The organism is Geodermatophilus sp. URMC 63, from assembly GCF_053502565.1.
Genome location: NZ_CP199956.1, coordinates 1,453,610 through 1,476,776 on the forward strand (window position 1 = coordinate 1,453,610; position 23,167 = coordinate 1,476,776).

A 23,167-nucleotide genomic window follows, 5' to 3' on the forward strand; every position below is an offset into this window, starting at 1 on the left:
CCGGGGGACGCCCCCGCGTCCGGGGAGCGTTGACAGCAGGGCCGCCCGTCCTCGCGTGGGAGAAGTCGTGACCGAGCCGACCGCACACCAGCCGACCGTGCCCGAGCCGACCGGGCCGGCCGGGCCCCGGCGCTCGCCGGGGATGTCCCGCCGCCGGCTGCTGGGCTTCCTGGGCGCCGGCACCGCCGGGGTGCTCGCCGGCGGTGCCACCGGCGGGGTCATCGGCCGCGCCACCGCCGACGACGCCGCCCCGGCCGCCCCGGCCGCGACCGACGCCGTGCCGTTCCACGGCGCCCACCAGGCCGGGATCGTGACGCCGGCGCAGGACCGGCTGCACTTCGTCGCCCTCGACGTCACCACCGACAGCCGCGACGAGCTCGCCGCGCTGCTGCGGGACTGGACCGCCGCCGCCCGCCGGATGACCGCCGGCCGGGACGCCGGGGAGGTCGGCGCGGTGGCGGGGTCGCAGTACGCCCCGCCCGACGACACCGGCGAGGCGATCGGCCTGCCGCCGTCCGGGCTGACCGTCACCGTGGGCTTCGGGCCGACCCTGTTCACCACCGCGGACGGCGTCGACCGCTTCGGCCTGGCCGCCCGCCGGCCCGCGCCGCTGGCCGAGCTGCCCGCCTTCCCCGGCGACCAGATCGACCCGGCGATCAGCGGCGGGGACCTGTGCATCCAGGCCTGCGCCAACGACCCGCAGGTGGCCGTGCACGCCGTCCGCAACCTGGTCCGGATCGGGGCCGGCCGGGTGAGTGTCCGCTGGTCGCAGCTGGGCTTCGGCCGGACGTCGTCGACGAGCACCGCGCAGGCCACCCCGCGCAACCTGTTCGGCTTCAAGGACGGCACCGACAACCTCAAGGCCGAGAACACCGCGACGCTCGACCGCTTCGTGTGGGTCGGTGACGGTGACGACGGTGCCGACTGGCTGTGCGGCGGCTCCTACCTGGTCACCCGGCGCATCCGGATGCTCGTCGAGCCGTGGGACAGCTCCTCGCTCGACGAGCAGCAGCGCACCATCGGCCGCACCAAGGGCAGCGGCGCCCCGCTCGGGCAGCAGGCGGAGTTCGACCCGGTCGACTTCACCAAGCAGGTCGACGGCGAGTTCGCCGTCCCCGAGACCAGCCACGTCTTCCTCGCCCACCCGACCAACGCCGGGACGGCGATCCTGCGGCGCGGCTACAGCTTCGTCGACGGCTCCGACGGGCTCGGCCGGCTCGACGCGGGGTTGTTCTTCATCGCCTTCCAGCGCGACCCGCAGACCGGGTTCGTCCAGGTGCAGCGCAACCTGCGCCTCGACGCGATGAACGAGTACATCCGGCACACCTCCTCGGCCGTCTTCGCCTGCCCGCCGGGCGTGCGCGACGACGCCGACTGGTGGGGCCGGGCGCTCTTCGAGGGATAGCGGCCCCTCCCACACCCGGGCCGGCCCTGCCGCGCCGCCGTCCGTCCCCCGCCGTATCGCCGAGTCGTTGCCGAGCCGTGACGCACGGGACACCCCGGACGGGTGGTGCTCCTGGGAGTATGTGTGGTCTCGGAAGACGCGGGCTATCCCGGCGGTGGGGAGCCGCGTCTCCGGTGTGGGGACGCGGGTCGAGGGCCCGCAGGGAATGGAGAGCTCCCGTGGTGGAACCGGGTCGCCGGATGCTCGGTGACCGTTACGAGCTCTCCGCGCTCATCGCCTCCGGTGGCATGGGCCAGGTCTGGCGCGGCACGGACGTGCTGTTGCACCGCCCGGTCGCGGTCAAGGTGCTGCGCAGCGAGTACACCGGCGACCCGACCTTCCTCGCCCGCTTCCGCGCGGAGGCGCAGCACGCCGCGGCGCTGAGCCACCCCAACATCGCCGCCGTCTTCGACTACGGCGAGACCGAGGCCGCCGACACCGGCGAGCAGCTCGCCTACCTGGTCATGGAGCTGGTCGAGGGGCAGCCGCTGTCGGCACTGCTGCGCACCGAGGGGAGGCTGGACACCTCCACCACGCTGTCGGTGCTGTACCAGACCGCCGCCGCCCTCGCCGAGGCCCACCGCGCCGGCCTGGTGCACCGCGACGTCAAGCCCGGCAACATCCTGGTCCGTCCCGACGGCAGCGTGAAGATCACCGACTTCGGCATCGCCTGGTCGGCCGCGAGCGTGCCGCTCACCCGCACCGGCCAGGTCATCGGCACGCCGCAGTACCTGTCCCCGGAGCAGGCCGAGGGGCACCTGGCCACCCCGGCCAGCGACGTCTACGCCCTCGGCCTGGTGGGCTACGAGTGCCTCACCGGCCACCCCGCCTTCGACGGCGACAACGCCGTCACCATCGCGCTCAAGCAGCTGCGCTCGGACCCCGAGCCGCTGTCCGACGACCTGCCCGGCGGCGTCCGCACGCTCATCCGGCGCGCGCTGTCCAAGGACCCGGCCGCCCGCATGCCCGACGGCGCGGCCTTCGTCGCGGCGGTCGAGGACGCCCGCGCCGGCCGGCTGCCGGCCGACCCGCCTCCCGCCCCCGCGACCCCGGCCCGCGCCGTCGTCGACCCCGGGCCGGCCACCCAGGCCGCGCCGCTCCCGGCCGGGGTCCCCGGACCGCACGCCGCGGGCTCCGCGCCGCACCGGAACGGCCCGCCGGCGGCCCCGCGGCGCCGGGCCGCGGCGGTCCTGGTGCCGCTGCTGGCCCTGCTGCTGGGCGCCGGGCTGGCCGGCGCCGCCTTCGCCGCCCTCTCCGACGGCGCGGAGGCGCCCACCGTCGTCGCCGCCCAGACGCGCGACGGCGAGGACGACGGCGTCGAGCTCGCCGCCGAGGACTACCTCGGCCGGCCGGTGGAGGACGTCGCTGCGCAGCTCTCCGCGCTCGGCCTGGGCGTCCAGCGCCGCGAGCAGGTCACCGGCGACTCCGTCCCCGGTCTGGTCGTCGACGTCACGCCCACCGGCCGCCTCCGGCCGGGCGACGAGGTCGTCGTCACCTCCTCCGTCGCCCCGCCCAGCCGCGACACCGGCGACGGGGACGGGGACGGCGGGGTCAGCGGCGACCGGGGCGGCGTCTCACCGGTCACCGGCGCCTCGGTGCCCGAGCAGGTCGCCGAGCCGGTCCCGACGGTGCCGCAGACGGCGGCGGCCGGCTCGGCCCCCCCGGCCCCGGCGACGTCCTCGGCGCCGGCCGCCGACGCGAGCCCGTCGGGGAGCACCACCAGGACCCCGGCGGCCACCCCCACGGACACCCCGACCCCCTCCGTGACGCCGTCGCCGGACCCGACGCCGACGACCACGCCGGCGACGAGCGCCACCACCACGACGGACCCGGCCGCCCCGAGGTCCCCGACCGCGCCGGCCTCGGCCGACCGCTGGCCGACCGCGGGGGCGTACCCGAGCAGCTGACCCGGCGCGGCGACCATGGTGGGTCCGGCGCGGCGATGAGAAGGTGGGGCTCCGCCGTCGACGGGAGGTGGGGATGGCCGTGAGCCCGGTACGCCGCGTCCTGGCGGGCCGCTACGAGCTGACCGGACTGATCGCCACCGGTGGCATGGGCCAGGTCTGGCGCGGCCGCGACGTGCTGCTCGACCGCGCCGTCGCGGTCAAGGTGCTGCGCAGCGAGTACACCGGCGACCAGACCTTCCGCACCCGCTTCCGCACCGAGGCCCAGCTCACCGGACGGCTGCTGCACCGCAACATCGCCGCGCTGTACGACTACGGCGAGGTGGTGAGCGACGACGGTGAGCCGTGCGCCTACCTGGTGATGGAGCTCGTCGACGGCGAGCCGCTGTCGGCGCTGCTGGAGCGGGAGCCGCGGCTGCCGCCGGAGCGGGTGCTCGACGTCGTGGGCCAGACTGCCGCCGCGCTGGCCGTCGCGCACGCGGCCGGGGTGGTGCACCGCGACGTCAAGCCGGGCAACGTCCTGGTCGGCCGGGACGGCGTCGTCAAGATCACCGACTTCGGCATCGCCTGGTCGGCCGCCAGCGCCCCGTTGACGCGCACCGGACAGGTGGTCGGCACCGCCAGCTACCTCTCGCCGGAGCAGGCCGGCGGGGGCAAGGCCGGCCCGGCCAGCGACGTCTACGCGCTGGGGATGGTCGCCTGGGAGTGCCTGGCCGGCCGGCGGGCCTTCGACGGCGAGCACCCCGTGCAGGTCGCGCTGCGGCAGCTGCGCGAGGAGCCCGACCCGCTGCCCGCCGACGTGCCCGAGCCGGTGCGCACCCTGGTGGCGCGGGCGCTGGTCAAGGACCCCGCCGCCCGCTTCCCCGACGGCGCCGCGCTGCTGGCCGCCGTCGAGGACGTGCGCGCCGGCCGGTCGCTGCCGCCCCCGCCGACGGCGGCCACCACGCCGCTGCCCCTCCCGGACGCCGGTGCCGCGCGCCTGCCCGCCGTCCCCTCCCTGGCCGCCGCCGGGGCGTCGGCGGTCCCGCAGCGGCGCCGGGGGAGCCGGGTGCTCGCCGGGATCGCCACCCTGGCCGCCGGGGCCGCGATCGGCGTGGGCGCCCTCCAGTTCGCCGGCACGAGCGCGGGGGACCAGCCGGCCGTCGTCACCGGCGCGACGCCCTCGGCCGCCGACGTCCGCTGGGCCGACCTGGTGGGCCGCCCCGCCGACGAGGTCGAGGAGGAGCTGGGGCAGGCCGGGTTGCGGGTGACCCGGACGACGGAGGAGAGCGCCGACGTCGTGGCCGGCCTGGTGACCGCCGTCGGCCCGACCGGCCGGCTGACGCCGGGCGAGGTGGTGACCCTGACCGTCGCCGTGGCGCCGCCGACGCCGTCGTCCCCGGCGCCGTCGACGGAGGTCCCGCCGGTGGCGAGCACCGCGCCGCAGGCCACCGAGGCCGCGCCGACGCCCGACCCGGCGCCGCAGGTGCCGGTCCCCCAGGGCACCTGGAACGGCAACGCCGGCGGCAACGGCAACGGCAACGCCGGGGGGAACGGCAACGGCAACGGGAACGGCCGGGGGCGCAACGGCTGACCGCGCCGTCCGGCCCCGGGGCGCTGTGCCCCGCGGGTCAGCGCCGGCGGGCCGGCGCCAACCAGAGCGCGACGCCCAGCGCCGCCAGGGCGGCGGTGAGCAGGAACCCGCGGTCGGTGTCGGCGTTGGGCAGCCCGACGAGCAGCCAGAAGACCCCCAGCCCGGTGAGTCCGCCCAGCGCCACCTTCTCGGCCGTGGCCGCACCGCCCGGCAGCGGCAGGCGCGTCGCGAGGGGCAGCGCGCCGACGAGCACGGCGAGCGTGGCGAACGCCGACCACAGCGGGGTGACCGACCACAGCGGCTCCCCGCCGAGGTCCAGCGCCAGGCCCAGCTGGAGCAGCAGCAGGCTCAGCGCCACGAGGCCGGCGCCGGTGAGCAGCGCGCGGTCACGGGGCCGGCGGGGTGCGCGTCGCGCGGTGGCGCCGGGCTGGGGCGCGGGTTGCTGGGACACGGGGGGCTGCGGCGCGGGGGGCTGCGGCGCTGGGGGCTGCGGCGCGGCGGGGTCGGGCTGCGGGGCGTCCTCGGGACCGGCGTGAGGCGCGGGAGGAGGTGTCGCGGGGCCGGCCGGTGGTGCCGACGGCGCGCCGAACCACGAGTCCAGCGGGCCGGTCGGCTGGGCGGCCGCCGCGTGCGTCGCGGTGTCCTCGACGCGCGGCTGGACGGCGGTGGTGACGGTGCCCGGTGCCGGGGGCGGCGGGAGCGGGGGAGCCGCGGGGTGCGGCGGGGCGGGCTGGACCTCCTCGGCCGCCCCGGCCGCCGTCGCCCCGGCCGGGGCGAGCGGGATCTCCTGGGTGCGCGGGCCGGCCGGCGGGTGCGGGGCGGTCACGGTCGTTCCTCCTCGTCGGACGGGTGGGCCCTCGAGGGAGCCGGTCTCCGTCTGCACGCTAGCCGCGCGGCGCCTCCGGGCCGGGGAGGTCCGCGGCGGGTCACCCGGGACGGATCCGTCCGTCCCTGCCGCCGTCGCCCCGCCGCCGTGGCTCCGCCGCCGTGACCCGCCGCCGTGACCCGCCGCCGTGACCCGCCGCCGTGACGTGCCGCCGTGGCCCGTCGCCGTGGCCCGTCGCAGGGTCCTGCCGGAGGTCCCATCGCGGGCCGGCGAGGGGCGGGGGGCAGGAGGTCCTTCTAGGGTCGAGCGGTGGACACGCGCGCGGGCATCGTCGTCACCGGCACCGAGGTCCTGACCGGCCGGGTCGCCGACCGCAACGGGCCCTGGCTGGCCGAGGAGCTGCGGCGGGCCGGCGTCGACGTCGGCACCGTGCTGGTGGTCGGCGACCGGCCCGAGGACATGCGCGGCGCGCTGGAGTACCTCGCCGGTTCCGGGGTGGAGCTGGTGATCACCTCCGGCGGGCTGGGCCCCACCGCCGACGACCTCACCGCGGCCGTCGTGGGCGAGGTGCAGGGCCGCCCGCTCGACGTCGACCCCGAGCTGGAGCAGCGGGTCGCCGCCGTCGTCGAGCGGTTCATGACCCGGCGCGGCTGGCGGGCCGACCCGGAGGCCACGGCGGCCGGCGTCCGCAAGCAGGCGATGGTGCCCGCGGGTGCCACGGTGCTCGAGCCGGTCGGGACGGCGCCCGGTCTCGTCGTCCCGCCGGCCGACGGCCGCGGCGGGCCGGTCGTCGTCGTGCTGCCCGGGCCGCCGGCGGAGCTGCAGGGCATGTGGCCGGCCGCGCTGGCCGCCGGGCCCGTGCGCGAGGTGCTGGCGGGGGCCACCGAGCTGCGGCAGGAGACCGTCCGGCTCTGGGGCACGCTGGAGGCCCAGCTGGCGGCGACCCTGCGCGCGCACGAGTCCGAGCTGGACGGCCTGGAGATCACCACCTGCCTGCGCGAGGGCGAGCTGGAGATCGTCACCCGCTTCGCGCCGGAGGCCCAGCCGGCCTACGACCGGCTCGTCGCCGTCCTGCGCGAGGAGTACGCCGCCACGCTGTTCTCCACGGGCCCCACCCTCGACGACCTCGTCGCCGGCGCGCTGGAGGACCAGGGGCTGACCATCGCCACCGCCGAGTCGTGCACCGGCGGGCTGCTCGTCGCCCGGCTGATCGCGCGGCCCGGGTCCTCCGCGTGGGTGCTCGGCGGGATCACCTCCTACGCGAACTCGGCCAAGGAGCAGCTCGTCGGCGTGCCGGGGGAGGTGCTGGCCGAGTTCGGCGCGGTGAGCCCCCAGGTCGCGCTGGCGCTGGCCGAGGGCGCGCGGGCCCGGTTCGGGACCGATGTCGGCGTCGGCATCACCGGCATCGCCGGCCCGGGCGGCGGGACACCGGACAAGCCCGTCGGCACCGTGCACCTGTGCGTCCTCGGCCCGGCCGGACAGCAGGCGCGATCGGTGCATCTGCACGGCTCCCGGACGGCGGTGCGCGAGCGCTCCGTCGTCCTCGCGCTGCACCTGCTGAGGCAGCTGCTGCTCGGCGGCCCGCCGGCGTGAGGGTGCTCTCCCTGCCGTCCGGTCCGCTGACGTCAGCCCCGGTCGAGCAGGACGCCGGCGACCTCGGCCCGGTCGGTCCAGCCGTTGACCATGCCGTTGTCAGCCGCGACCAGCGCTCGGCCGTCGGCCTCGTCGACGACACGGTGCAGCCACCACCGGCCGCCGACGCGGACCAGCACCACCTGGCCGGCCAGCTGCTCCGCGGCCTCCGGTGGGCGCAGCCGCACCCGCTGGACGGCGCGGACGGCGGGGCGCATGGACGTGCCGATGGCGGTGAACCAGTCCTCGGCCGCGCCGGCGCGCAGCCTGCGGGCGACGGCGGCCATCACCCGCTGGCTCGCCGGCCGTGGTCCCCGTGGTCCCCGCACGACGTGATCATCCCGCGAGCGTGCGGTCGGCCCGCAGCGGGCAGGGGGGCGGGATGACGACCGTGACGCTGCACGCCACCGGGCCGATCGCCCCCGCGGAGGCCTGGGAGCGCTACGCCGAGCCGGCCCGGTGGCCGACCTGGGCGCCGCAGATCACCGGCGTCGAGGTGCCGGTGCCGCGGCTGGCGGCCGGCGTGCGGGGCCGGGTGCGCGGGCCGCTGGGGGTGACGCTGCCGTTCGTCGTCGAGACGGTGGACGAGACGGCGCGGCGCTGGTCGTGGACGGTGTCGGCCGGCCCGGTGCGGCTGCACCTGCTGCACTGGGTGGCCGAGGGGCCGGACGGCGGCAGCACCACCGGCCTGCGGATCCGCGGCCCGGCCCCCGTGGTGGTGGGCTACGCGCCGCTGGCCCAGCTCGCGATCGGCCGGCTGGTCCGGCCGCTGCACTGAGCCCGTCCCCGTCTCCCGTCTCCGGCGGCGGCCCGGGGGCTGCGGCCGTCGTGGCACCCGGGTGGGCGGCGCAGTCCGGGAGGGCAGGCCGTGGTCACGTCGGGGAGTCATCGAGCAGTGTCAAGACGTCCTCGTGTCCTGTGGACAGCGTCCTGAGCTGGGGAAACGTCGCGCGCCCTCCTCTCCGCCGCGGTAGGATTCGAACAAGTGATCGAGTAGCGGGAGGTGTCGTGGACGAGCTGTTCGCAGCGATCGACGCGCTCGGCGACGACGACCTGACCGCGATGTTCGGCCCGCAGCTCAACGAGCGGATCCGGGTGCTGCTCGCCGCGGCCAACAAGCTGGCCGCGCACCTGGCGCACGCGGTGCGCCAGGGCGAACTGGCCTCCGCGCCGGAGCACGACGGGCTGAGGTCCATGTCGTCGTGGTTGCGCGGGCACGGCCACCTGTCCCCGACCGAGGCCGCCCGGCTGGTGCGCACCGGCCGGGCGCTCGAGCAGCTGCCGGCGGTCGCCGCCGCGTGCGCCGAGGGCACGGTCACGGCCGGTCAGGCCGCCGAGATCGCGCAGGTCGTCGAGCCGGACAACGCCGCGGCCGCGGCCGACCAGGGCGTCGACCTGATCGAGGTCGACGCCGCGATGGCCGTGGTGGCCGCGCGCACGCCGCACAGGGAGCTGGCCGAGGTCGTCGCCGGCTACCTGGCGCGGCTGGACCCCGACGGACCCGAGCCCGATCCCACCGACGGCCGGCGGCTGCACCTGACCCGGCACGCCGACGGATCGGTGTCCCTCCGCGGTGAACTCGACGCCGTGGGCGGGGAGAAGCTGCAGGCCGCTCTGGAGCCCTATGTGCAGACCGGCCGGTCCGCCGCCGAGGAGCGCTCCCGTGCCCGACAGCTGGGTGACGCGCTCGTGCAACTGGCCGACAACGTCCTGGCCGCCGGATTCCTGCCGTTGCTGCGCCGCAACAAGTCCCAGCTCCTGGTGACCATCGGCGTCGCCGACCTGGCCGACCCCGCCACCGGACCGGCGGCCGCGGCGATGGGCTCCGGCGCGGTCGTGTCCGCCGCCCGCGCCCGCTGGATCGCCTGTGACGGCGAGGTCACCCGCATCGTGATGGGTCCCGACGGGCAACCGCTGGACTACGGCCGTGCCACCCGGTTCTTCCCGCCGCACGTCCGCCGCGCCCTGGACGTGCGTGACGGCGGCTGCGTGTTCACCGGCTGCGACGCCCCGACCTGGTGGTGCGACGCCCACCACCTGTTGGAGTGGGTCAACGGCGGGGCCAGCGACATCGACAACGCCGCGCTGCTCTGCGAGCGGCACCACACCAAGGTGCACCACGGCTTCCGGGTCGAACGACAACCCGATGGCACCTGGCGCACCTGGCGACCCGACGGCACCGAGATCCGCACCGGACCATCCCTGCTGCAACCCGCCGCCTGATCCCACCAGCGGGCGCCTCCTGGTTCGGCACCCTCCTCCCGTTCCACGTGGAACGGGAGGAGGGCAGTCGTGCGTGACCGCCCGGCTCGTGGTCGGCCACTCGGTCGAGCCGTCGTCGAGGGTGACGGGGCGTAGGTGGCTGGAGAGGAGATCGGGCGCAGGTCCCCGACGGAGCGGCCTCCGCGGTGGCCTTCGGGCGGTGGCCTTCGGGCGGTGGCCTTCGGGCGGTGGCCTTCGGGCGGTGGCCTTCGGGCGGTGGCCTTCGGGCGGTGGCCTTCGGGCGGTGGCCTCCGCGGTGGCCTTCGGGCGCTGGCCTTCGGGCGGTGGCCTTCGGGCGGTGGCCTTCGGGCGGTGGCCCTCAGCGCCCTGTGCCGGACACCCTGCGGGTTCCGTCACCCGGTCATCGAGGTCCAGCGGCTGCTGTGGGTGGCCGCCAGAAGGACTCCGGGAGCTCCTCGACCTGCTGCGCGGACCGATCCAGGTCGTCGGCCTGGCCGCGGAGCGCCTGGAACACCGGGTCACCGCCGTCGGCGAGCCGGCGGGTCACCTGGGCGTTCCTCCGGGCACGTGTGGCCACGGCCTCCCGAAGCGCCGCACGGTCGCCGTCGTACCCGTAGGCGTCCAGCAGCAGGTGCACGCGGCGGTGGCGCTCCTCCACGGAACGGGAGGCGAGCGGCCAGGCGGACCCAGGGGCGAGCAGAGGCACCCACATCAGCGCCGAGTACGCGAGGTCGAACTCCCGCGAGGAGGGCCCCGCGAGGTCCCAGTCCACGAACCCGACCAGCCGGCCCTGCCGCCAGACCGCGTTGTACGGCGCCGCGTCGTGGTGCCCGATGACCAGACCCGGTCGCCAGGACCTGCCGGAGAACCACACCGCGTCCTCCGGCGGCACGAAGTCGACCGTCGCGTCGTGCAGCCGCCGCAACCAGGAGCCGACCTGGGGCAACGCCTCGTCGGAGGACACCCACGCCGGCCAGGGCGCCTCACCGGCCGTCTCCCCCTCCAGGTAGGTGAGCACCTCGCGACCCGCGTCGTCGAACCCGAGCACCCGGGGCGCCCCGGCGAACCCCACCCGCTCCAGGTGCCGCAGCACCGCGTGCACCGACGTCGTCGACCGGCGGACCGGGCGGCGCACCGTGCCCCCGATGCGGACGACCCCGGGCGAGGTCCTGCCCCCGGCGAGCCGTTCCCCGCCCGTCGCCGCAGCGTCCTCGGCCATGACCAGCCCCGTCCCTCGGGAGTCTCCGGGCGCCAGACTGCCGCCGACCACGTCCCGCTGGCCACTGGATTGCCGTGGCGCGCTCGCTGCGATGACAGGGACCTCGCGGTCGCCGCAGTCCCCACGATGACCAGATCCCACCCGGCCGGTCGTACGGTGCCCGTCGTGAGCGCCACGCACGAGGTCACCAACCAGGTCCCGCCGCTGGTCGGGTACGACCCGATCGCCGGGGACACCGCACTGGCCGAGGCCTGCGTCCGGCACGCGGACGAGGCCACGCTCGCCTCGCTGGCCGACCTCGGCGCCCTGGCCGGCAGCGAGCAGGCCCGCGAGTGGGGACGGCTGGCCGACGAGCACCGCCCGGTCCTGCGCACGCACGACCGCTACGGCCACCGCGTCGACGAGGTCGAGTTCCACCCGGCCTGGCACGAGCTCATGGGCGCGGCCTTCGCCCACGGCCTGGCCGGTGCACCCTGGGCGGCGGCCGACGCCGGCGACCCGCACGCCCACGTGCGCCGCGCCGTCGGCTACCTCGGCTGGACCCAGGTCGAGGCCGGCCACGGCTGCCCGGTGACCATGACCTACGCCGCCGTCCCCGCGCTGCGCGCCGCCCCGGAGCTCGCCGCCCGCTACGGGCCCGGCCTCACCGGCAGCGGCTACGCGTTCGGGCTCACCGACCCGTCGGCCAAGCCCGGCCTGGTCGCCGGCATGGGCATGACCGAGAAGCAGGGCGGCTCCGACGTCCGCAGCAACACCACCCGCGCCGTCCCGAACGGCGACGGCACCCACGCGCTCACCGGGCACAAGTGGTTCACCAGCGCCCCGATGAGCGACCTGTTCCTCGTCCTCGCCCAGCTCGAGGAGGGGGTGTCCTGCTTCCTCATCCCGCGGGTCCTGCCCGACGGCACCCGCAACGTCTTCCGGCTGCAGCGCCTCAAGGACAAGCTCGGCGACCGCGCCAACGCCTCCGGCGAGGTCGAGTTCGACGGCACCACCGGCTGGCTGGTCGGTGCGCCCGGCCGCGGCGTCCCGACGATCATCGAGATGGTCAACGCCACCCGCCTGGACTGCGTCATCGGCTCGGCGGCGACCGTGCGGGCCGCGCTCACCCAGGCCCTCCACCACGCCCGCCACCGCCGCGCCTTCGGCGCCCTGCTCGCCGACCAGCCGCTCATGCAGAACGTCCTGGCCGATCTCGCCGTCGAGAGCGAGGCGGCGACGGCGCTGGCCGTCCGGCTGGCGGCTGCGGTCGACGCCGGGGAGACGGCGTTCCTCCGGCTGGCCGGCGCCGCGGCCAAGTTCCTCGTCTGCAAGCGGACGCCGGCCGTCGTGGGCGAGGCCCTGGAGGTGCTCGGCGGCAACGGCTACGTCGAGGAGTCAGGCCTCCCGCGGCTGTACCGGCAGGCACCGCTCAACAGCATCTGGGAGGGCTCGGGCAACGTCATCGCCCTCGACGTCCTCCGCGCCCTGGGACGCTCCGGCGAGTCGCTGGCCGCTGTCACCGCCGAGATCGGGCTCGCCCGCGGCGCCGACGCCCGGTTCGACGCCGCCGTCGGGCGGCTCTCCGCCGAGCTCGGCGATCCCGAGGCACTGCCGGTGCGCGCCCGCCGGGTCGCCGGCCTGCTCGCGCTGTGCCTGCAGGGCTCGCTCCTGCTGCGCCACAGCCCGCCCGAGGTGGCCGACGCCTTCTGCGCCACCCGCCTCGGCGGCGACTGGGGCACGGTCCTGGGCACGCTCCCGGCCGGCGTGCCCGCCGCCCGTCTCGTCGAGCGGTCCACGGTCTCGGCTGCCTGACCCCCGACGGCTCCACTACTCTCGGGTAGGCGTCGCGTACGGACCGACTTCCCACCCGTCCCGGTCCGGATGCCGAGGACCGCCTGGGCGGGTCCCGGCGTGCGGCGGCAGGGGGAGAGAGACGCGTGCACCGAACCGACCAGGCCAGCCTGCCGGCGCCGCCGGACCTGCTCGACAGCGTCCCGGACGCCGTCTGCCGGCTCGACGCCGAGTGGCGCTTCACCTGGGTGAACGCCGCTCTGGCCCAGCTGCTGCAGCGGCCGCCGGAGCGCCTCCTCGGCCGGCTGGTGCGCGACTGCTTCCCCGACGTCCTCGGCTCGGCGCTGCAGAAGCACGTGCACGCCGTGCTCGCCGACGGCCGGCCGCGCGCGTTCGAGTACCTCTACGCGCCGCACGACCGGTGGTTCGAGGTCCGCGCCTCCGCCGACGCGCAGGGCGGCGTGGTGGTCTTCCTGCGCGACGTCGATTCCCGCCACCGCGCCCACGTCGCGCAGACCCGCGAGCTCCAGCAGACCACCGCCGTCCTCGACGCCCTGCCCTCGCCGACCGTGCTGGTCGACGAGGAGGGGCGGATCCGCACCGCCAACCGCATCTGGGCGGGCAACACCGACCTGGTGCGGCAGAGCGGCTGGGAGCCGGCGCAGGTGGGGGACGACTACCTCGCCCGCGTCTCGCAGGGGCTCGATCCCGCCGACCTCGCGCGGGTCGCCGAGGGGCTAGACCAGCTGCGCGCGGGGTCCGCCGACGGGGCGCCGCGCACCTTCGCCCACGACTACGCCCATGACCTGGCCGGGACCACCACGTGGTGGCGGCTGCAGGCCGCGCGCGTGGACGACACCCGGCAGCTGGTCATCACCCACACCGACATCACCGAGCGGGCCCTCGTCGAGCAGCGGCTGGCCTGGCAGGCCACCCACGACGACCTCACCGGCCTGCCCAACCGGGTGCGCCTGCTGGAGCTCATCGGCGAGGCGCTCGCCGACGAGGGCTCCCGCACCGCGCTGCTCTTCCTCGACCTCGACGGCTTCAAGACCGTCAACGACTCGCTCGGTCACGGCGTCGGCGACGAGCTGCTGCGCCAGGTCGGCGCGCGGCTGATCACGCAGATCCGTCCCGGGGACGCCGTCGGCCGGCTGGGCGGCGACCAGTTCGTCATCCTCGCCCGGTCCTGCGACACCCCGGAGGCGGCGGCGCTGGCCTTCCGCCTGCAGCGCTCCTTCGGCCGGCCCTTCACCGCCGGCGGCCTGTCGGTGCCGGTGTCGGCGAGCATCGGCGTCGCCGTCTCGCAGCCGGGCCTGCGGCACGCCCACCAGCTGCTCAGCGACGCCGACGCCGCCGGGTACGCGGCCAAGGCCGCCGGCCGGGACCGCGTGCACCTGTTCTCCCCCGGCCTGCGTGACGCCGCCCGCTGGCGGATGGACGTCGCCACCCGCCTGCGCGACGGCGCCCTGGACCAGTTCGTCGTCCACTACCAGCCGGTGGTGCGGCTGGACACCGGCGAGGTCGAGGGCGTGGAGGCGCTGCTGCGCTGGCAGCACCCCGAGCGGGGTCTGCTCGCGCCCGACGCCTTCCTCTCCGTCGCCGAGGAGACCGGCCAGCTCATCCCGATCACCCGCTGGCTGCTGCGCGAGACGACCCGCCAGGCCGCCGAGTGGGCCGCCCAGGGCCTGTCGCTGCGCATGGCGGTCAACATCAGCGCCCGCCACTTCTCCGCCGAGACGCTGGTGCGCGACGTCCGGACGGCGCTGCGCGACTCCGGCCTCGCCCCCGAGCAGCTCATGCTCGAGCTCACCGAGACCACCGTGGCCGAGGACCCGACCCGCGCCGAGGACCAGCTCGCCGTCCTGCGCGGCTTCGGGGTCCGAGTGGCGATCGACGACTTCGGCACCGGGTGGTCCTCGCTGGCCCAGCTCATGGCGCTGCCGATCGGGACGCTCAAGATCGACCGCTCCCTGATCACCGCGGCCGAGCGGCTGGCCACCGCGGGCACCGGAGCCGTGCTCGGCGCCATCGTCGAGCTCGCGCACAGCCTGGGCATCCGGTCGGTGGCCGAGGGCGTGGAGACCGCCGAGCACCTGCGGATGGTCCGCGAGGCCGGCTGCGACCTCGCCCAGGGCTACCTGCTGGCCCGCCCGATGGCGTCGGGCGACGTTCCTCGCTGGGCCGACCGCGTCCGGGCCGGCGGCGGGGACTCCTGCGCGCTCGCCCTCGCCGGGCAGCTGCGCTGAGGCAGGGCGGGTGACCGGTCCGGGACGCCGCCACGGCGTCCGCCGGGCGACGTCGCCCGCCGGGCCACCGGCACCCCTGCCCGCCGGCCCGCCCGCTGCCGACCCCGCCGGGCCGCCCGCTGACGACCCCGCTGTCGACCCCGCCGGCGATCCGGCGGGCGCCCCCGACGCGGGCCCCGGTCCCGGAGCCCCTCCCGCCGCGGTCACGGGCCCGGGAACGAGCAGGCAGACTGCCCCCGTGACCGAGACCAGCGGTGCGGCAGTCCTGGTGTCCCCCGACGAGCTCGACGGCCGCGGCCGGCCGGCGCTGGACCTGCTCATCTGGGACGCGCCGAACATCGACATGACCCTGTCGACGGTCATCGGCGCCCGCCCCACCGCCGCCTCCCGGCCGCGCTTCGACGCGATCGCCGCCTGGTTCGTCGACGGCGCCGGCGACCCCGGCGCGCCCGACGCCCCGGAGGTCGAGGCGTGCGTGTTCGCCAACATCCCGCCGGTGGTCGGCTCGCTGCAGCGCTGGGTGGAGGCGCTGCGCGGCTTCGGGTTCGCCGTCTTCGCGCGGCCGAAGTCCCAGCCCGACGACGACATCGACCAGGCGATGCTCGACCACATCGAGGTGCGCACGCACAGTCACCGGCTGCGGCGGCTGGTCGTCTTCTCCGGGGACGGCCGCAACTTCGCCGAGCCGCTGGAGGAGCTGGCCCGGTCGGGCACCCAGGTGGTCGTCGTGGCGTTCAGCGAGGTCGCCGGCTACGCCATCAGCTCCGACCTGCTGGAGTTCATCGACATCGAGGACGTGCCCGGGGCCTTCGCCGCCCCGCTGGACCGGGTGCGGCTCGACGCGCTCCCGCCCGACGGCGCGTGGCTGCGGCCCACCCGGAGCCTGCGCGACTTCGTCTCGTCCTGGACCGCCCGCCGCAACGCCTGAGGACCCGCCGCGGCGGGGTGCGCCCGGCCGGCTCGTCACCCGGACGGGTGAGGGGTGGTTGCGTCTCGCTCAGTGCGCCGGTGCGCGGCGCCGATGGGTCGCCGTGGCCATCTCCCTCCTGCACCGCGAGACCGCGGGCCGGCGCGACCGCCGGGCAGCCGACCGTCCCGGACCGGTGGTGGCCGCCGACGACCCCGAGGTCGTCGCCGAGCTGGGCCGCCGTGCCCGCTCGTCGGGCATCGTGCTCACGGTCACGGCGATGATCGTCCTGCCGGCCTGGGCGCCCCTCGACCTCTACCTCGAGCCGGAGCGCGCTGGCCTGTTCATCCCCGTCCGCCTGCTCGCCCTCGTGCCGATGGCCGTGGCCCTCTGGGTGCTGGTGACCCGGCCGCTTGGCCGCAGCCGGCCGGAGCTGGTCACCACGGTCCTGGTGCTCGGCGCCGTCCAGGTCGACGTGTCGTGGATGCTCGCGCAGGTCGACCACCCCGTCGCCTACGCGCTGGGTCTGGCCCCCGCCCTGTTCGGCGCCGGGGGAGTGCTCTCCGGCCGGGCCCAGTGGACCCTCGGGCTGAGCGCGGCCACCTGGGCCGCGCTCGTCGTCGTCGCGCTCGTCGCGGCGAACGACCTCCCCGGCGACGAAGTGGTCACCGTGGCCGTGCACCTGGCCACCGCCACGGTGATCGCCTGCGTCATGCACGCCGTCCGCCAGAAGCTGTCGGTGCGGGAGGTGCGCACCACCGTCGGGCTGCACCGCGAGCAGGACCGCACCCGCCTGCTCCTGGCCCGCCTCGAGCGGCTCTCGGAGGAGGACCCGCTCACCGGGCTGGCCAACCGCCGCCGCTGGGACGCCGAGCTCGACGCCGCCTGCGCCGTCTCCCGCCGGTCGGGGCAGCCGGTCGCCGTCGTCCTGGTCGACCTCGACCGGTTCAAGCAGGTCAACGACCGCCACGGCCACGCCGGCGGCGACACCGCCCTGCGCGCGGTCGCCGACCTGCTGCGCGCCGCCGTCCGCACCGGGGACGTCGTGGCCCGGCTGGGCGGCGACGAGCTCGCCGTCCTGCTGCCCGGCGGCCCCGAGGAGCGCGCGATCGCGCTCGCCGAGCAGGTCCGGCTGGCGACCCTCGCCCTCCAGCTGCCCGGGTTCGAGCCCGGCGAGCTGACCGTCTCCCTCGGCGTCGCGGCGGCCGGCGGGCCCGACGCCGCGCCCGCCGTCCTCACCGCCCGCGCCGACGGCTGCCTCTACGCCGCCAAGGCGACCCGCAACGCCGTCGGCACCACCGCCCGCCTCAGCGCCTGACCGCCCGTTCCGCGACGCGCCCGGACGGCGGTGTCCGCGCCCGCCGGCCGGGGAAGGGACCCGGCCACGGCGACACCGGCGAGGAGGGGCCATGGCGGTCTGCGAGGTCTGCGGCAACGACTACGACATGAGCTTCGAGGTGGTGGCGCAGGGCGCCCGGCACACCTTCGACAGCTTCGAGTGCGCCATCCACCGCATGGCCCCGGTGTGCGAGCACTGCGGCGTGACGGTGATCGGCCACGGGGTCGTGGTCGAGGGGCAGTTCTACTGCTGCGCGCACTGCGCCCGCGCCGAGCACGACGGCGCGGCGGTCGTCGACCACGCCTGAGGGCGGTCAGCTGCCCTCGCGCAGCATGCGTACGGCCGCGGCGATCCGCCGCTGCCGGGTCTCGGCGGCCTTGGCGCCCTCGACGGCCAGCACGTGCCGCTGCCGGTGGCTGTAGGGGAGCGCCGCGAACGCCCGGGCGGCCTGCGGGTCGTCGGCCAGGGCCGCGGCCAGGTCGGCGGGGACGGCGACCTCGCGCGGCTCGGTGTCCAGCGCCAGCTCCACGTCGACCTCGTCGCCGGCCGACACGCCGGCCGCCGCCCGGTTCTCCGCGCTGAGCGGCAGCACGAACGACCCGCCGCGCGAGGCGACGGTGCTGCGGTAGGTGTGGCCCTTCAGCGTCACGCAGACCGCGGGTCGGCGCCCGGCGCCCAGGGCCTCCACCACCGCGTCGGGGACGGGCAGGCCGGTGGCCGACCTGCCGTGGAGCTCGACCGTCGTCCGGAACCTCATGGCGGGGCAGTGTGCCGCGCCCGCGCGGGAGGGGCCAGCGGCCTCACCCGGTCAGTCGCGAGGCGCCTCGGGCGCCCGGGGGGCGGGGACCTGGTCGCTGAAGCCCTCGATCGGCTCGAGCCCCGAGGGCAGCCGGGACCACACGTGCTTGCGGCCGGGCCGGCGCTCCCAGCCGTAGTCGACCGACAGCTGCGCCACCAGGTGCAGGCCCATCCCGCCCAGGGAGGGGTCGCGGTCGACGGCCGGGATGGGCGGGCGGTCCGGGGCCTCGTCGCTGAGGTCGAGCAGCCAGCCCGCCGGGCTGGCCACCACGAGCGCCCGCACGTCGCCGCCGCCGTGCCGCAGCGCGTTGGACGCCAGCTCCTCGAACACCAGCAGCAGCCCGTCCCGGGCGTCGTCGGTCGACGACGAGCTCACCGAGGGGTGGGCGATCCGGGCACGGAGGTCCGAGCGGACCCGGGAGACGACGTGCATGGCCTCCAGCTGCCAGTGCCAGACGTCGCCGGCCACGGACGGAACCGGAGCGCTCGGCCACGTCTCCCGCCCCATCGCCACCCCTCGCGTCCGCTCCGCGGTCTGTCGATCCGTGTCCATCCTGACCGAAACCCGCAGCGGCTGCAGCAGCGGTCCCCCGACCGGCCCCGCGCGCCGGTCCGCGCCGGGCACAATGCACCCGTGGAGGCCCTGTGGCGCGCGCTCAGCCGGGTTCAGCTCGCCGACCGCGAGCTCGCCGACGTCCTCGGGGAGGTGACCCGGCTGGCCGCCGAGCACGTGCCCGGCGCGGAGTCGACGTCGATCACCCTCGTCCGCGGCGACACGCCGACGACGGCGGCCCACCACGGTGACATGGCGTCGGCCGCCGACGAGCTGCAGTACGAGCGCGGCTACGGGCCCTGCCTGGACGCCGGGCGGGCCGGTGTCCAGATCCGCATCGACGACATGGACACCGAGCAGCGCTGGCCCGACTACACGGTGCGGGTCGTCGAGGTCGGCGTCCGCAGCTCGCTGTCCACCCCGCTGCCCTACCAGGGCAGTTCGATCGGGGCGCTCAACATCTACTCGACCCGGCCGGCCGCCTTCACCTCCGAGTCCTCGCTCGAGGCCGCCCGCGAGGTCGCCGAGGCGGTCGCGGTGGCCGTCGCCAACGCCGACGCGCACGCCCAGCTGACCGACCACGCGCGCAACATGCAGCTGGCGATGGAGTCGCGGGCGGTCATCGAGCAGGCCAAGGGGGTGCTCATGGCGCAGCGGCACGTCGACGCCGAGGGCGCCTTCGACATGCTGCGCGACGCCTCGCAGCGCTACAACCGCAAGCTGCGCGACATCGCCACGGGCATCGTGGCCTCCACCCAGCAGCCCCCGCGCTGAGCCGGCTCAGCCCACCGTCGCGGCGAGCGCGGCCAGCCGGCCGACCAGGAACTCCACGGCGGCCGGGCTGTCGACGGTCTCGGCGACGTCGACCGCCGTCGGGGAGTCCGACACCGACCGCCGGTCGACCAGCGTCTGCCCGCGCCCGGCGCCCCGGGTGGTGTCGACGACGACGTCGCGGCGGACGGTGCCCAGCGTGCCGGGCACGATCGCCTCGGTGAGCGCCAGGGCGTCGTGGACGACGACGCCGGTCGTGCCGTGGGAGGACCGCGCGTGGTCGAGGTACTGCTGCACGATCGCCGCCGCGGTGGCCCCGACCGGCCCGGCCGCGGCGACGCGGGCGATGCCGTCCTCGTCGAGCACCGTGGGCAGCGTGACGTCGAGGCCGACCAGCACGGTCGGGACCGTCGAGCCGAGCACCCGCGCGGCGGCCTCCGGGTCGGCCCACACGTTGAACTCCGCGGCCGCGGTCACGTTGCCGCCGCGGGCGGCCGAGCCGCCCATGAGCACCAGCCGGCCGATCCGCGCCGCCGCCTCGGGGTAGGTGGCCAGCAGCAGCGCGATGTTGGTCCACGGGCCGATCCCGGCCACCGTCACCGGGCTCGGCGCCGCCAGGAGCAGCTCGGCCAGCGCGACGACGGCCGGCCGCGGGTCGACCGCGGCGGGGGAGGGCGGCAGCTGCACCCCGCCGAGGCCGGTGGTCCCGTGCACGTGCCCGGCCCGCTCCGGCTGGGGGTACACCAGCGACTCGGCGGCGCCGGCGGCCACGGGGACGTCGGAGCGGCCAGCGAGGTGCAGCACCCGCAGCGCGTTCTCCGTCGTCTGCGGCAGCTCGACGTTGCCGTGCACGGTGGTGACCAGGCGCAGGTCCACCTCCGGGCTGGCCAGCGCGAGGAGGATCGCGAGCGCGTCGTCGATGCCGGGGTCGGTGTCGATCACCAGGGGCGTCGCCGGGGGGACGGTCACCCGGCCATCCTCCCAAGCAGGGGTCAGCCGACCGGGGCGTGCTCCCGCTCCCGGGCCGCGGCGCGGCGGCGCGGCACCGCGGTGACCAGGTAGAGCACCAGCCCGACGGCCAGCAGGACGCCGGCGAAGCCCCAGGTCCGCGCCTCCTGCTGCGAGAACAGCAGGAGGCAGGAGGCGATGCCGAGCACCGGGACGACGGCGGGCACGCGGAAGTGCGGCGCCGCCACGCGGTCGCGGCGCAGCACGAGCACGGCGGTGTTCGTGCTGAGGAAGACGACCAGCAGCAGGAGCACCACCGTGTTGGCCAGCGTGGCCAGGTCACCGGCGAGGGCCAGGCCCATCGCCACCGCGGTGGTGACCGCGATGGCCACCCACGGGGTGCGCCGGCGGGGGAGCACCCGGCCGAGGACGGCGGGCAGCAGGTGCTGCTCGGCCAGCCCGTAGGCCATGCGGCTGGCCATGATCATGGTGAGCAGCGCGCCGTTGGCGACGGCGACGAGGGCGACGGCGCTGAACAGCCAGTCGGGGATGCCGGCGTCGGCGGCGCGGACCACCTCGAGCAGCGGCCCGGTGGAGCCGGCCAGCTCGGCGGGCGGCAGCACCACCGCCGCGGCCAGGCCGACCAGCACGTACACCGCGCCCGCCGTGAGCAGCGCCCCGAACAGCGCCCGCGGGTAGACCCGCCGCACGTCGCGCACCTCCTCGGCGACGTTGGCCGAGGTCTCGAACCCGACGAAGGAGTAGTAGGCCAGCAGGGCCGCCGAGAGCACCGCCGTCGCCGCCGACACCCCCGGCGGGAACTCCAGCGCGCGGCCGGGGTCGCCGTCGCCGCGGCCGAGGACCACCGCGCCGAGGACGACCACGAGCACCAGCCCGGAGGTCTCGACCAGCGTCATCACCAGGTTCGCGCGCAGCGACTCCTGGATCCCGCGGGCGTTGAGCAGCGCCACCGCGAGCAGGAAGACCAGCGCGGCCGGCGCGGCGGGCACGTCGAGGAAGACCCCGAGGTAGTCGCCGGCGAAGGCCAGCGCCAGCCCGGCCGCGCTGGTCACGCCCGCGGCCAGCATGCAGAAGCCGACGAGGAAGGCGACCAGCGGCGAGCGGAACGCCCGCTCGGCGAACAGCGCGGACCCGCCGGCGCGCGGGTACTTCGTCACCAGCTCCGCGTAGGAGCCCGCCGTCAGCAGGGCCAGCACCAGCGCCGCCAGCAGCGGCACCCAGATGGCGCCCCCGACCTCCCCGGCCACCTCCCCGACCAGCGCGTACACGCCGGCGCCCAGGACGTCGCCGAGGATGAACAGGTACAGCAGCGGGCCGGTGACGGCGCGGCGCAGCCGGGTGTCGGGGTCGGTCCCGTCGGGCGCTGCGGAGCCGGCCGGGGAGGTCGCTGGGGAGGTCGCCGGGGAGGTCGAGGCGCCCCCGGTGGGCTGGTCGTTCACCTCCCGAGTCTGGGCAGGCCCGCAACGGCCCGGCAACCGGGACGGCGGGCACCGCGGGACGGCGGCGCGCGCCGCGACGGCCCGCGACGGCTGCGACGACCCCCCGGACACGGCGCGACACGCGGGCGCGCCGGGTCGTGTCGCGGCGTGACCGCAGGCCCCCCGAGCGGTTCCCACGCTCGGGGGCCACCGGCTTGTCGACAAGTGCTCGGCGGCAGCGCCGGGTCGCCGAAGCGCTGGTCAGGGGCCTGCAACGGTTCCGTCACGGGCGCTCGGAGGAGTGCCCCGGAGTGCCGTCCGGAGGCCCCGTCGTCCCTACCTTTCTCCTCGTCCGCGGCACCTTCCCCGGCCGCGGACACAGACCCCAGGAGGACGGCATGGCGATCGACCGGGCACCCGCTCCGTCGTCGGCGACCCTGCCGGACGACCTGACGCTGGCGGTCCTCCTCGGCCTGCTCGACGCGGCCGAGGAGCTGCCGCACCGACGGCGTCCCCGCCGGGCGGCCGCGACCCGCTCGCCCGGCGCGGCCCGCGCCCTGCGGCCGCTGCCGGTGGCCCGCCCGGTGCCGTCCCTGCGGCCCCGGCCGGCGGCTCCCGCGGCCGCACCGGCCGCACCCGCGGTCCCGGCCGCGGCCACCCCACCGCCGGTCTCCGGTGCGAGCGGGGCCGTCCCCGGCTCGCGGCTGCGGGCCCGGCTGCGCGCCGCCACCCGGCGCCTGGCGCTGTGGGGCGCCGGCCCCGACGGCGCGCACGCGGCGTGGCCGACGGCGCCGGTCGTGGTGCCCCCGGCCCGCCCCGGCGCGCTGCGGCGGCTGGCGCTCTGGGGTGCCGGCCCCGACGGCGCACACCTGGCCTGGGGCCGCCCCGCCCACCTGGCGCCGGCGTCCCCGGACGGCCCGCCGCCGGCGTCCCCCGACGGCCCGGTCGTGCTCACCGAGCTGCCCAGCACCCCCACGGTCCGGCCCGCGGCGTCTTCCCCCGCCGCGGCGCTCCCTCCCGCCGGCGTCGTCCGGCGGGTGTCACCTCCCCGCACCGGCGGGCCCGGCCCGGGGCTGGCCCCCGCCGGCTGGCCCGCGCGGCCGGCGGCCGCCGAGGCGCGGGCCGGCCCACCCGCGGTGTCCGGGTCGGCGCGGGCCCGGGGCGACCCGGTGCCCGTGGTGGCCCGGGGCTCCCCCCGGCCACCGCCCTCCCCCGACTGACCCGCAGCGCGCCCCCTCCCCGGGGACGCCGTCCGACGCCTCGCCGACGAGGTCGACGGGCCCGGCCACCACTTCCCCCTCGGGTGGCCGGGACCGCCGGTCCGGTCCGTGCGCAGCTCTCCACCTCCCGGCCGCTCGCGGCCGCCCACTGGCCCTCCCCGCGGCACCCCGCCGCCGACAGACCTCTCCGCACGACGGTTCTCGCCTCGACCTCCGCCGACTGCTCCGCACCCAGGACAGCGCGCGGTCCCTCCAGGGAGGCGCAGACGGCACGGTGCGGCGCGGCCTGACGGCAGCGGCAGCCGCCGGAGGCGACCCCCAGGCCCTGCCGGTGCCCGGGGAGGGACGT

General features: G+C 77.2%; 20 protein-coding genes. 13 read left to right on the plus strand and 7 right to left on the minus strand.

Translation table 11 applies throughout. The features are described from left to right. The first annotated feature begins 67 nt into the window (after nucleotides 1-67). The 3 genes from efeB to ACWIZO_RS07055 all read left to right on the plus strand — a co-directional run bounded on the left by efeB (nucleotide 68) and on the right by ACWIZO_RS07055 (nucleotide 4,921). On the plus strand, nucleotides 68-1,405 hold the full coding sequence (gene efeB / locus ACWIZO_RS07045) for an iron uptake transporter deferrochelatase/peroxidase subunit (RefSeq protein ID WP_448641781.1): 1,338 nt from the start codon (nucleotides 68-70) through the stop codon (nucleotides 1,403-1,405). A 218-nt stretch (nucleotides 1,406-1,623) separates the two neighbouring features. Then, nucleotides 1,624-3,351 (plus strand): serine/threonine protein kinase, encoded by a 1,728-nt coding sequence (locus ACWIZO_RS07050; RefSeq protein WP_448641782.1) that lies wholly within the window; start codon nucleotides 1,624-1,626, stop codon nucleotides 3,349-3,351. A 73-nt stretch (nucleotides 3,352-3,424) separates the two neighbouring features. After that, nucleotides 3,425-4,921, plus strand: coding sequence for a protein kinase domain-containing protein (locus ACWIZO_RS07055; protein ID WP_448641783.1), 1,497 nt, complete (start codon nucleotides 3,425-3,427; stop codon nucleotides 4,919-4,921). A gap of 37 nt (nucleotides 4,922-4,958) precedes the next feature. Here ACWIZO_RS07055 and ACWIZO_RS07060 read toward each other — a convergent pair whose 3' ends face one another. After that, complete coding sequence (locus tag ACWIZO_RS07060; RefSeq protein ID WP_448641784.1) at nucleotides 4,959-5,747, minus strand: hypothetical protein; 789 nt, start codon at nucleotides 5,745-5,747, stop codon at nucleotides 4,959-4,961. A 309-nt stretch (nucleotides 5,748-6,056) separates the two neighbouring features. Here ACWIZO_RS07060 and ACWIZO_RS07065 point away from each other — a divergent pair, with 309 nt between their 5' ends. Further along, nucleotides 6,057-7,340, plus strand: a complete 1,284-nt coding sequence (locus tag ACWIZO_RS07065) for a competence/damage-inducible protein A (RefSeq protein ID WP_448641785.1) — start codon at nucleotides 6,057-6,059, stop codon at nucleotides 7,338-7,340. 32 nt (nucleotides 7,341-7,372) lie between these two features. Here ACWIZO_RS07065 and ACWIZO_RS07070 read toward each other — a convergent pair whose 3' ends face one another. After that, a complete protein-coding gene (locus ACWIZO_RS07070) occupies nucleotides 7,373-7,666 on the minus strand; it encodes a hypothetical protein (protein ID WP_448641786.1) in 294 nt (97 codons plus the stop codon). 95 nt (nucleotides 7,667-7,761) lie between these two features. Here ACWIZO_RS07070 and ACWIZO_RS07075 point away from each other — a divergent pair, with 95 nt between their 5' ends. Continuing rightward, on the plus strand, nucleotides 7,762-8,157 hold the full coding sequence (locus tag ACWIZO_RS07075; protein ID WP_448641787.1) for an SRPBCC family protein: 396 nt from the start codon (nucleotides 7,762-7,764) through the stop codon (nucleotides 8,155-8,157). A 230-nt stretch (nucleotides 8,158-8,387) separates the two neighbouring features. Then, nucleotides 8,388-9,602 (plus strand): DUF222 domain-containing protein, encoded by a 1,215-nt coding sequence (locus ACWIZO_RS07080; protein WP_448641788.1) that lies wholly within the window; start codon nucleotides 8,388-8,390, stop codon nucleotides 9,600-9,602. Nucleotides 9,603-10,002: 400 nt separating this feature from the next. On the opposite strand, the gene ACWIZO_RS07085 is transcribed toward ACWIZO_RS07080, so the two are convergent. Continuing rightward, nucleotides 10,003-10,821, minus strand: coding sequence for a phosphotransferase (locus tag ACWIZO_RS07085; RefSeq protein WP_448641789.1), 819 nt, complete (start codon nucleotides 10,819-10,821; stop codon nucleotides 10,003-10,005). A gap of 165 nt (nucleotides 10,822-10,986) precedes the next feature. Between ACWIZO_RS07085 and ACWIZO_RS07090 the strand changes: the two genes are divergently transcribed. From ACWIZO_RS07090 to ACWIZO_RS07110, 5 genes are all read left to right on the plus strand, one after another. Then, nucleotides 10,987-12,615 carry an acyl-CoA dehydrogenase family protein gene (locus ACWIZO_RS07090; RefSeq protein WP_448641790.1) on the plus strand — a complete coding sequence of 543 codons (1,629 nt, stop codon included), beginning with the start codon at nucleotides 10,987-10,989 and terminating at the stop codon, nucleotides 12,613-12,615. Nucleotides 12,616-12,740: 125 nt separating this feature from the next. Then, the gene (locus ACWIZO_RS07095) at nucleotides 12,741-14,843 is read left to right on the plus strand and encodes a putative bifunctional diguanylate cyclase/phosphodiesterase (protein ID WP_448641791.1); all 2,103 of its coding nucleotides are present in this window, start codon (nucleotides 12,741-12,743) and stop codon (nucleotides 14,841-14,843) included. A gap of 238 nt (nucleotides 14,844-15,081) precedes the next feature. Further along, entirely contained in the window at nucleotides 15,082-15,771 is a 690-nt protein-coding gene (locus ACWIZO_RS07100; protein WP_448641792.1) for an NYN domain-containing protein, read from the plus strand. A gap of 103 nt (nucleotides 15,772-15,874) precedes the next feature. After that, nucleotides 15,875-17,068, plus strand: coding sequence for a diguanylate cyclase (locus ACWIZO_RS07105; RefSeq protein ID WP_448641793.1), 1,194 nt, complete (start codon nucleotides 15,875-15,877; stop codon nucleotides 17,066-17,068). 91 nt (nucleotides 17,069-17,159) lie between these two features. Then, the gene (locus ACWIZO_RS07110; RefSeq protein ID WP_448641794.1) at nucleotides 17,160-17,396 is read left to right on the plus strand and encodes a hypothetical protein; all 237 of its coding nucleotides are present in this window, start codon (nucleotides 17,160-17,162) and stop codon (nucleotides 17,394-17,396) included. Between the two features lie 6 nt (nucleotides 17,397-17,402). Here ACWIZO_RS07110 and ACWIZO_RS07115 read toward each other — a convergent pair whose 3' ends face one another. Together ACWIZO_RS07115 and ACWIZO_RS07120 are read right to left on the minus strand one after the other, a co-directional pair. Beyond that, entirely contained in the window at nucleotides 17,403-17,846 is a 444-nt protein-coding gene (locus ACWIZO_RS07115) for a YdeI/OmpD-associated family protein (protein WP_448641795.1), read from the minus strand. Nucleotides 17,847-17,897: 51 nt separating this feature from the next. Further along, nucleotides 17,898-18,356, minus strand: coding sequence for an ATP-binding protein (locus ACWIZO_RS07120; protein ID WP_448641796.1), 459 nt, complete (start codon nucleotides 18,354-18,356; stop codon nucleotides 17,898-17,900). 165 nt (nucleotides 18,357-18,521) lie between these two features. Between ACWIZO_RS07120 and ACWIZO_RS07125 the strand changes: the two genes are divergently transcribed. Continuing rightward, entirely contained in the window at nucleotides 18,522-19,214 is a 693-nt protein-coding gene (locus ACWIZO_RS07125; RefSeq protein ID WP_448641797.1) for a GAF and ANTAR domain-containing protein, read from the plus strand. 6 nt (nucleotides 19,215-19,220) lie between these two features. Here the strand turns inward: ACWIZO_RS07125 and ACWIZO_RS07130 are convergent, their stop codons facing one another. Both ACWIZO_RS07130 and ACWIZO_RS07135 read right to left on the minus strand, forming a co-directional pair. Continuing rightward, on the minus strand, nucleotides 19,221-20,180 hold the full coding sequence (locus ACWIZO_RS07130) for a nucleoside hydrolase (protein WP_448641798.1): 960 nt from the start codon (nucleotides 20,178-20,180) through the stop codon (nucleotides 19,221-19,223). 23 nt (nucleotides 20,181-20,203) lie between these two features. After that, nucleotides 20,204-21,619, minus strand: a complete 1,416-nt coding sequence (locus tag ACWIZO_RS07135; protein WP_448641799.1) for an APC family permease — start codon at nucleotides 21,617-21,619, stop codon at nucleotides 20,204-20,206. 377 nt (nucleotides 21,620-21,996) lie between these two features. Here ACWIZO_RS07135 and ACWIZO_RS07140 point away from each other — a divergent pair, with 377 nt between their 5' ends. Next, nucleotides 21,997-22,818 (plus strand): hypothetical protein, encoded by an 822-nt coding sequence (locus tag ACWIZO_RS07140; protein WP_448641800.1) that lies wholly within the window; start codon nucleotides 21,997-21,999, stop codon nucleotides 22,816-22,818. Nucleotides 22,819-23,167 lie beyond the last annotated feature (349 nt).

Coding starts and splice junctions, on each gene's coding strand:
- ACWIZO_RS07115 (WP_448641795.1), bottom strand. CDS start 17,846: ATGAGGTTCCGGACGACGGTCGAGCTCCACGGCAGGTCGGCCACCGGC.
- ACWIZO_RS07075 (WP_448641787.1), top strand. CDS start 7,762: ATGACGACCGTGACGCTGCACGCCACCGGGCCGATCGCCCCCGCGGAG.
- ACWIZO_RS07140 (WP_448641800.1), top strand. CDS start 21,997: ATGGCGATCGACCGGGCACCCGCTCCGTCGTCGGCGACCCTGCCGGAC.
- ACWIZO_RS07070 (WP_448641786.1), bottom strand. CDS start 7,666: ATGGCCGCCGTCGCCCGCAGGCTGCGCGCCGGCGCGGCCGAGGACTGG.
- ACWIZO_RS07110 (WP_448641794.1), top strand. CDS start 17,160: ATGGCGGTCTGCGAGGTCTGCGGCAACGACTACGACATGAGCTTCGAG.
- ACWIZO_RS07055 (WP_448641783.1), top strand. CDS start 3,425: ATGGCCGTGAGCCCGGTACGCCGCGTCCTGGCGGGCCGCTACGAGCTG.
- ACWIZO_RS07085 (WP_448641789.1), bottom strand. CDS start 10,821: ATGGCCGAGGACGCTGCGGCGACGGGCGGGGAACGGCTCGCCGGGGGC.